Consider the following 8,678-nt stretch of genomic DNA (forward strand, 5'->3'; position numbering starts at 1 on the left):
AAATTGATTAATTTTGGGACTCATTTTATCTTGTTACTACCACTATATTATGCCTGCATCCATTCTGTTACCTGAGCAGGCTGCGTTGTTTGGCATTGTGCAGACTTAGGGCGAAAACCTAACAATAATACATCATCTATTTGCACTTCGCTTCCTGCGGTCATCCACTCTTTGAGTTCATCTCTCAAGATAATTTGTTGAATGCTCCCCGGCTTTTGATAAATATTGTGCAGCTTTTTTATCAGTCTTCGTAAAGTGTATTTTTTGTTTTTTTCACCTCCAAATTGATCCCTGAAGCCATCAGAAAATAAATAAAAGATAGGTTGCTCTCCTTCATCAGAGAAATCTACAGTGTGTGCAGTAAAAATTATTTTATTTTTTCTTCTACTATTGTTATTCCCTCCTACTCCACACCTATCACCAGGTATTATAAAAGATTCATTGTCTCTGATGTAGACCATTTTATGGTGTGCTCCGGCAAAAGTCAAAGTTTGGGCTTTATCATCTATACAAACCACTCCCATGTCCATGCCATCGTGGTTGTCGTTGTCTTGTTGATGCAATACTTTAGAAATTTCTGTATTCAGGTAAGATAATATTTTCTCTGGCTCTGTTACGTGTTTTTTATCCACCACATCGCGCAGCAATGTATTACCCAACATTCCCATCAAGGCACCTGGCACCCCATGCCCAGTACAATCTGCCACTACTACTATTTTTTTATCTTTTACTTCTGATATCCAATAAAAATCTCCTCCTATAATATCGCGAGGCTGATTGAACACAAAAAACTCATCAAACATTTTATTTACCTCATCGATCGCAGGTAACATGGCTCTTTGAATACGCTTGGCATAACGAATGCTTTCTACAATGGCTCGGTTTTTTTCAGCAATTACTCTTTTTTCCTGCCCTATTGTTTTTAGCTTCAAGCGCAACTCTAACTGCGCTATTACTTGAGCAGCCAAGGTTTTCAATGCTTTTTTTTGAGCTTCATCTAAGTCACGTGGGCGCTGATCTATGACACACAATGTGCCCAGGTTAAAGCCATCGGGAGTAGTAAGGGGCATACCTGCATAAAACCTTACTTTGGGGTGGTCTGCCACGAACGGATTATCGTGAAAACGTTCATCTTTGGTAGCATCTTTTACTACAAACAGATCAGGGGTATGAATGGCATGTGCACAGAAAGACAGTTCTCGTGGTGCTTCTCTGGGCTCCAGACCAACTTTAGCCTTGAACCACTGCTTGTCTTCTGCCACCAAAGACATTAAAGACACGGGGGTTTCGCAAATATGGGAGGCAAGTTTGACAAGGTCGTCAAACTCTTGCTCAAACCCAGTATCTAATATATTATAGCGATGCAATGTCTTTAAGCGTTCTGGTTCATCAGGAGTAATTGGAGCAATTTTCATCTTATCGGTTCTTTATTCCACTAGTTGATTTATAAATTGTATAGCTTGATTGGTGGATGAACCACCTTACTTTAATACACTAAGAATTCAAGTTGTACCATACAATAATCGTACAATAATTGCTGGATTTACAATACAACAACTCAAAGGGTAAATGGTTTTCGATCTTTTAAAACAAACCGGACTCCCTCAACAAAAAACACATAAAATGCTCATTAGTGGGCAAACTGTTACACCCTTGCCTATGTCTGCAATTTATTTCATCTCACCATTGAATGCAGGTTGTTTTTACGACTGCCCTTGCTCGAACGCTTTTTGTTTTTTTGTACTTGTGGTGGCTTAGGGCAAAAACCCAAGAGTAACACATCGTCTATTTGAGACTCACCTGCTACACTCATCCACTCGGTCAATTCATTTTTTAATAATTTTTGCTGAATACTTCCTGGTTTTTGATGAATACGCTGCAAAGTTTTAATCAATTTACCTAAAGAATATTTCTTGTTTTCTTTGCCACCAAATTGATCTCTGAAACCATCAGAAAAAAGATAAAATACTGGTTGCTCTTCTTCTTCAGAAAAATCTATGCTATATGACGTAAACTCTGCTCCTTGCTCTTTTTTACTGTTTCCCCCTACTCCACACCTGTCTCCTGACACTACATAAGTTGCCCCTGCTTGTACATATACCATTTTGTGGTGCGCTCCGGCAAAAGTCAAAGTTTGGGCTTGGTCGTCTACACAAACTACAGTCATATCCATTCCATCATCGTTATTGTTCTCCTCCTGGTGCAATACTTTAGATATTTCAGCATCTAGGTAAGTCAAAATTTTCTCTGGATCAGTCACTTGTTTTTTGTCTACCACATCGCGCAACAATGTATTGCCCAACATTCCCATCAAAGCACCTGGTACCCCATGTCCGGTACAATCTGCTACCACTACTATTTTTTTATTTTTTACTTCCGATATCCAATAAAAGTCGCCTCCTATAATGTCACGGGGTTGATTAAAAACAAAGAAGTCGCTAAACAACTTGTGCGCTTCATCGGTAGCAGGAAGCATGGCTCTTTGAATACGCTTGGCATAACGGATGCTTTCTACAATGTCTTGATTTTTTTCAGTAGCTTTTCTCTTTTCATGTGCAATGGTCTCTAACTTCAGGCGTAGCTCCAACTGAGCGATCACCTGAGAAGCCAAAGTTTTTAAGGCGGTTTTTTGAGCTTCGCTTAAGTCACGGGGGCGTTTGTCTATTACACACAATGTACCCAGGCTGAAGCCATCAGGGGTGGTGAGGGGCATTCCAGCATAAAACCTGATATCAGGGTTTCCGGTGACCAACGGATTGTCATGAAAACGCTCATCCTTGGTGGCATCTTCTACAATAAATAATTCGGGATTGTGGATGGCATGCGCACAAAAAGCTTGTTCACGAGGGGTTTCTCTGGGCTCAAGACCTACCTTGGCTTTAAACCATTGCTTATCTTCTGCTACCAGAGACATTAAAGAAATGGGAGTTTCACAAATATGAGAAGCAAGTTTAACCAAATCGTCAAATTCTTGCTCAAAATCTGTACCCATGATTTTATAGCGATACAGGGCTTTCAGACGTTCTGACTCATTGTTAGTGATGGGAGCAATTTTCATTTTATCAGTTTTTTATTCCAAATAAGTTCGTTTGTGTTTGCTCAGCTGAATAGATTGACCTTTTTTCTATGATCAAAGAATAAATAAAAGGGAATGGTCATACATACATAACAATAAACAAAGAAGAATGATTCTAAGTATTTTTACTTAGCCAATTGATTACTGACTCTGTAGGAAGGCCTACTTCTCTTTGTTCACCTTTTAAACTCAACAAAACAGTTTTCACCAGGTATTTTTTAGGTCATACCTTGCATGTTTTTAATAATTGCTCAGGTATTTAATACAGAAACAAGGCTATATCTACAAATAAGAAGGCTCAGGAGCCAATCATACCAAACATACGCTACCTTATACAGTTAAACATGGTTTGGTCATCACAAGTTGGTAAGGATCGATGAACTCAAGGTTTAGGGCGACCACTTTAACAAAAAAGCACATGAGTGTTTTTACTCATACACAATAAAGGCCTTTTACCTACCATCAGTTATACTTATTTGGCAAGTGCATACACCCTATCTACCAAGCACTTCCTTAGATGGTTAACTACTTGATTATCCATACAATCATATTGGTTTTTGAGGTTTTTTAGTATATTTACCATTCGGCAAAGTGCTCACTATTTATGAGAAAGTTTATCTGGATTTTTTTAGTTTTGGTAGCTTCTGTTTTTATCTATCGCATTGCAGGCGATAAAAAAGAGAAAATGCCTCGTTTAGAGAATCGCTCTATTCAACGGGATCATGTGCAAACAGTGAACAACACTGGTGAAAATACTGCCCTGAAAATTGACGAAAAAGCCACCTCACTGGCGCTTATCTTAGGCGGCATGCCTTTCAATACGGCAGGTAATCAAATGGTTACCCGTATCTTTGATCAAAAAGCTACCAAAACCCACATTACAGCCATAGAGGGCATGTGGAAAATGCTTGAGGCTGATCGTTTGAAAAAGATGCGTACCTGGAGTTCTTCTGCGCTCGATCATATTAACAACACTTCGCATCAGTTAATATATCCTTTAAGTGGTCCTGATTTTTTACACGCCTATACCTTATTCCCCAATTGCGACGAGTACATATTGTTGGGAGCCGAGCCAATCGGTACATTACCTGCACTTAAAGACCTTAAAGAAAATGAATTGAATGCTTATTTGGGTAATGTAAGAAATGCCTTGCGTCTTTTCTCACAACGAGGATATTTTAGCTCTGTAGACATGCAACAACATTTAAGTAAGTTAGGTGTATTGCCTGTGTTGAATGTGCTGCTTGCCCGCACCGATAACCACATAAGTAATATAGAATACGTAACGCTGGATAAACAAAGCATAGAGACGGTGATTGATGAAAATAAAGCTGCTCAGGCAGAAAAAAACAACCTCAAAGGGGTAAGAATAGAGTTTTTGAATGTAGCAAAAACCAGAAAACAATCTTTGCTTTATATCCAAACTGACTTGAGCCAGGAAAAAAACCAGCAAGTAGTGACTCAGCTAATGAATGCGCTTAACCACCCTATTGCCATGCTAAAAACTGCTGGCTATTGGCTGCACAAACCTGGTTTTGCTACCTTACAAAAGGCAATTTTAGCTCATGCTGAGGTGTGTGTACAAGATGACTCAGGTATACCACTGAAGGCTTTTGCCAAAGATGCCCAAAGATGGAATTTATCGTTTTATGGCCATTATGTAGGGGCACCAGCTATGTATAATAAGTTATACTACCAGAAAAGCTTGCGCCAAAAATACAATACACGCCAAAATATTAAAGCCTTGCCTTTTGCGTTTGGCTACCTAAAGCAAGGTGCCAATTTGTTGGTAGCTACGCGTAAAAAATAAAGAGACCTTGAGTTTTTTAAAATAGTCTGCACTTTATGACTTAGTATCATGACAAGCCTCTGCCAACTGGATAAATACAACGCATCACACCTTCTATAAAAACACAATTACAAACCAAAGTAGCTGCATAAATTATGAATCATGGATTGTTGAAAAACGACCGAAATCCCTATATCATGGGATGGCTAAAAAGTGTACTAATTTTATTATGCACCATACAAATCACCAGCACTGCCTATGCCCAAAGCCGCAATCGGGCACAAATAAAAGCGCGTGCCTGGCAATTGCTCAAAAAATATGATCCTAATGGGTATGCTATAGTCAAAGCATACTACGACACTCCTGCATCGTTTCGAATAGGCAAAACCAGCGTGAGCCTGGGTAGTAATATAGACTTTGTAGCGTTTATGAACGGTGCCACCGACGCAGACATCGCCAAAGATCTCAACACGGTGGTACATGAGATTTGTCATTTATACACCCAACGTCTTGCTTACCAGACTTTGCGAAAAACACCACACCTTTATAACCGAAACAAACACTATTCTTTATTTTTCATTCACACTCAACAATCAATATTGGTCACGCAAACTCAAACCTTTCCAAGTAAAGAAATTGCACAGATTGTACCCAAAGACCTGCAAACATTCAGGTTTGCTACCTACATTTCGCCTTCGCAAAAAAGTCAGGGCACTCAGTTGGAGGGGGTTTATGGCTTGCTCGACGAGCTAAACGCCTATTATCAGGGAGCAAAAAACTCTATGAACTTGTATAATTATTATATCAAAGAAACCAAACAAACCCCTGCCGACTGGTTCAATTTTTTTGCAGAACTAGACGCTACATACTATGCCTACCTAGAGTTTAAGTTTTATATTCTCAAATATATGATATGGGCTAAAAAACGCCACCAGTTGGTATATATGGGCATTTTGGGCAATCGTAGCTTCAAAAAAGCCTACAACGCTATAGACAAGGGGTTTGGAGAACTCATTGAACAATATTTTGCTTTGAGAAAAAAGATTTTGAACCAACTTAAAGAAAAAGGGCATAAGGTACGAGAAACCGAACGCTACACTTTTATTGATAACAGAGGTAGGGGCAACTTTCGTAAACCTTATCAATTGCTTAAAACCGAGCTGGCAAAACCTGCATATCAACAGGTGATGCGCTTATTGAAGTAAAAAAATGCTGTGCAGGTTTTCTGGGTACACTTATCCCTCCCTACACAGCATCCATCAATTCCTCCCTTCGTATTCGCCAAAAATCACTTCTGAGTGCTTCATCATTTCGCGTATTTTCTTTTGGGTGCTTTTGGTAAAGGCATTCTTGATAAGAATTAACACTTGTAGTCTTTTGAGGTTGCCCATTTCTTTGGGCAACTGGGTTAACTGATTTTCGTAAAGGTCTAAACCCTGTAGTTGGGTAAGTTCGCCCAACTCTGGCGGCAATGCTGTAAGTTTACAATAACGCAAACCCACAATGCCTAAACGAGGCAACTGCTTAAGTTGCGAACAAACCATTTTGAGGTCTAGGTTTTCGTTGGCGCTTAGGTCTAGCGTAGTAAGACTTTTGATTTTGCTTACTTCACTAGGCAACTTAGTCAGTTGGTTGCCTACCAAATCTAGAGTTTTTAGTTGCTTAAGCGAATGGAGATTGTCAGGCAATACCCATATTTTGTTCAGCTTTTTAGCTGCCACCAACATTTGTATACGCTTGCTATTTAAACGGGTAATTTGGTTGTTGCCTAAGTCTAAGATTTCCAGGTTAGACAAGGTGCCCACCTCTTGTGGCAATGATATAAAATGATTGTCGGATACATCTAAACTAAGCAGTTCTTTGAGGTTGCCAATAGAGTTGGGCAAACCAATGAGTTCGTTGCCTGACATTTCCAGGTATTGTAGTTTAGAAAGTTTACCTATAGACGCTGGAATACGCTTGAGTTTGTTAAAGTGCATGGTGAGTTTTTCAAGGCTTGACAGTTTAGTCACTATCTCTGGAAATACTTCAAAAGCGTTCCACTTGATATTAAGTTCTTTTAGTTTTTTGAGTTTAGCAAGGTTTTCGGGGAGGGTGGTCAGGTAGTTCCACTGCAAGTCGAGCACCCGCAAATGCTTAAGTTGGGCTATTTCTTCGGGTACATTTCTAAAATAGTTTTTGCCCAAACGTAACACCTGTAGTTTTTTAAAACGCAACACCCCCACTGGAAACTGCCTAAAGTGATTGACTTCCAGCTCAAGGCTTTGGATATTTTTGAACTGAAACAGTTCTTCAGGTACTTTTTCAAGCAAGCGGTTTCTGAGCTTAAACTTAAATACACTGTCGGGGTTTTGTAATGCTTCTTTGAGCGTGGTATACACTTTTGCCTCTAGCAATTCATCTTCAGTCAGGAGCTTGGTTTGCCCCAGGGTTTGTAAGGGTAATAAAAACAGGCAAAAAATTGAGCAAACAAGTAAATAATGAATTTTATGATAATACATGGGTTGTATTTAATGGCTATACACAAAAATAGGTCAAGAATGAAGATTGTCAAGAATTTAGTTCATAAACTTGACTCTCTAAAACGACTAATCAATGAGCTTGTTGCACAGGTAGTCAGACTTATCAACAAAGCAAATGTGGATTGTGGATAACTTTTGTTAACCTCGACAATACAATTGTCGAGATTTCGAACATAAGGTTCACCCACCTACGGAGATAAAAAATATTCTACACTGGCAAATCATCACTTTTTGTCTTCCTTTTTTCCTGCACAACAAAGAACACTGGCAAAGTTCAAAGATAACCACGATCACACGTATGGTTATGCCAAAAATCCACGAAGGAATAGACAAAAAACAACTTTTCAGTGGCACGGTAATCTTTCCTTACTATTCCTAAGTACAAAAATGGGTGCCTCTCCCTTTTTAACTATAGCTGTTAAGGCTTTTTGTAGATGATGTACTATAAATCACTTTCTCCCGCGATAAAATAACCAAACAACTTCTCAGATTTTATATACAATGGATATTATACAAATACGACAACAACTGGAGACCTATCACCAGGAGAGTTTTGCCTGGGCACTCAGGTGTTGTAATGGTAATCGGGAAGAAGCAGAAGATTTGCTACAGTCGTCGTATTTGAAAATACTGGAAGAGAAAGCAAAGTACCGTCAACAAAAGGCACAATTTAAAACCTGGCTTTTTACGATAATAAGAAATACTGCCATTGACTTTTACCGCAAAAAATCTCCTCACCTTATCCAGTTGAATGATGCGTTGAGTGGTCATATTGACCTGTTTACTCACCAGGTTGACGCAAGCCCACAAGATCAGGAGACACAGCTCATTTTTCAAACAATGCTTAAGCAACTGTCTGCCCAACAGCAACAAATATTGCATTTGGTGTTTTACCAGGACTTAAGCATAGAAGAGGCGGCAAAGGTTATGGGCATTACGACTGGCACCGCAAGAACTCATTACGAACGCGGTAAAAAACAATAAGAAAAAGACTAAAACAGGCAAACCTCACCCGTGACTTGTTTTAAAATTTATATTTTTCGACTCAATAAAAAATAATAAATATGGCTGCTAAACCCTGGCAAGATTCTGAATTAAAAAACTTATTTAAACAACAAAAAGAAACAGAGACTGGGTTTACCCCTGGTTTTGATAGCATGTGGGAAGCTACCTTGAGAGCCTCAGAAATAAAGAAAAAAAACAAGTGGCGGTTTTCTGGGGTAGCGGCTGGGTTGTTGATCGCCTTGAACATTGGTATTTATCAACTTGCCCAAAGCCCGTTACGGCTCCT

At 39.2% G+C, this 8,678-nt stretch carries 7 protein-coding genes; 4 read left to right on the forward strand and 3 right to left on the reverse strand.

The features are described 5' to 3' along the window. Positions 1 to 47: 47 nt before the first annotated feature. Entirely contained in the window at positions 48 to 1,415 is a 1,368-nt protein-coding gene (locus tag M23134_RS39445; RefSeq protein WP_002705102.1) for a PP2C family protein-serine/threonine phosphatase, read from the reverse strand. Positions 1,416 to 1,675: 260 nt separating this feature from the next. Further along, positions 1,676 to 3,058 carry a PP2C family protein-serine/threonine phosphatase gene (locus M23134_RS39450; RefSeq protein WP_002705103.1) on the reverse strand — a complete coding sequence of 461 codons (1,383 nt, stop codon included), beginning with the start codon at positions 3,056 to 3,058 and terminating at the stop codon, positions 1,676 to 1,678. A gap of 622 nt (positions 3,059 to 3,680) precedes the next feature. Between M23134_RS39450 and M23134_RS34860 the strand changes: the two genes are divergently transcribed. Further along, a complete protein-coding gene (locus M23134_RS34860; RefSeq protein WP_002705105.1) occupies positions 3,681 to 4,886 on the forward strand; it encodes a hypothetical protein in 1,206 nt (401 codons plus the stop codon). 134 nt (positions 4,887 to 5,020) lie between these two features. Next, the gene (locus tag M23134_RS34865) at positions 5,021 to 6,070 is read left to right on the forward strand and encodes a hypothetical protein (RefSeq protein WP_045114946.1); all 1,050 of its coding nucleotides are present in this window, start codon (positions 5,021 to 5,023) and stop codon (positions 6,068 to 6,070) included. A gap of 54 nt (positions 6,071 to 6,124) precedes the next feature. Here M23134_RS34865 and M23134_RS34870 read toward each other — a convergent pair whose 3' ends face one another. Then, positions 6,125 to 7,366: a leucine-rich repeat domain-containing protein gene (locus M23134_RS34870; RefSeq protein WP_002705109.1), complete on the reverse strand. Its 1,242-nt coding sequence runs from the start codon at positions 7,364 to 7,366 to the stop codon at positions 6,125 to 6,127. A gap of 522 nt (positions 7,367 to 7,888) precedes the next feature. Between M23134_RS34870 and M23134_RS34875 the strand changes: the two genes are divergently transcribed. Both M23134_RS34875 and M23134_RS34880 read left to right on the forward strand, forming a co-directional pair. After that, entirely contained in the window at positions 7,889 to 8,371 is a 483-nt protein-coding gene (locus tag M23134_RS34875) for an RNA polymerase sigma factor (protein ID WP_002705111.1), read from the forward strand. A gap of 80 nt (positions 8,372 to 8,451) precedes the next feature. Then, positions 8,452 to 8,678: hypothetical protein (locus M23134_RS34880; RefSeq protein WP_002705113.1), on the forward strand; the 227-nt coding region annotated here is incomplete at its 3' end.

The sequence above is a fragment of the Microscilla marina ATCC 23134 genome (assembly GCF_000169175.1).
Lineage (GTDB): Bacteria > Bacteroidota > Bacteroidia > Cytophagales > Microscillaceae > Microscilla > Microscilla marina.

Excerpts from the sequence above, each read along its gene's own strand:
- M23134_RS39445 (WP_002705102.1), bottom strand. The coding sequence starts at position 1,415 with ATGAAAATTGCTCCAATTACTCCTGATGAACCAGAACGCTTAAAGACA.
- M23134_RS39450 (WP_002705103.1), bottom strand. The coding sequence starts at position 3,058 with ATGAAAATTGCTCCCATCACTAACAATGAGTCAGAACGTCTGAAAGCC.
- M23134_RS34860 (WP_002705105.1), top strand. The coding sequence starts at position 3,681 with ATGAGAAAGTTTATCTGGATTTTTTTAGTTTTGGTAGCTTCTGTTTTT.
- M23134_RS34865 (WP_045114946.1), top strand. The coding sequence starts at position 5,021 with ATGAATCATGGATTGTTGAAAAACGACCGAAATCCCTATATCATGGGA.
- M23134_RS34870 (WP_002705109.1), bottom strand. The coding sequence starts at position 7,366 with ATGTATTATCATAAAATTCATTATTTACTTGTTTGCTCAATTTTTTGC.
- M23134_RS34875 (WP_002705111.1), top strand. The coding sequence starts at position 7,889 with ATGGATATTATACAAATACGACAACAACTGGAGACCTATCACCAGGAG.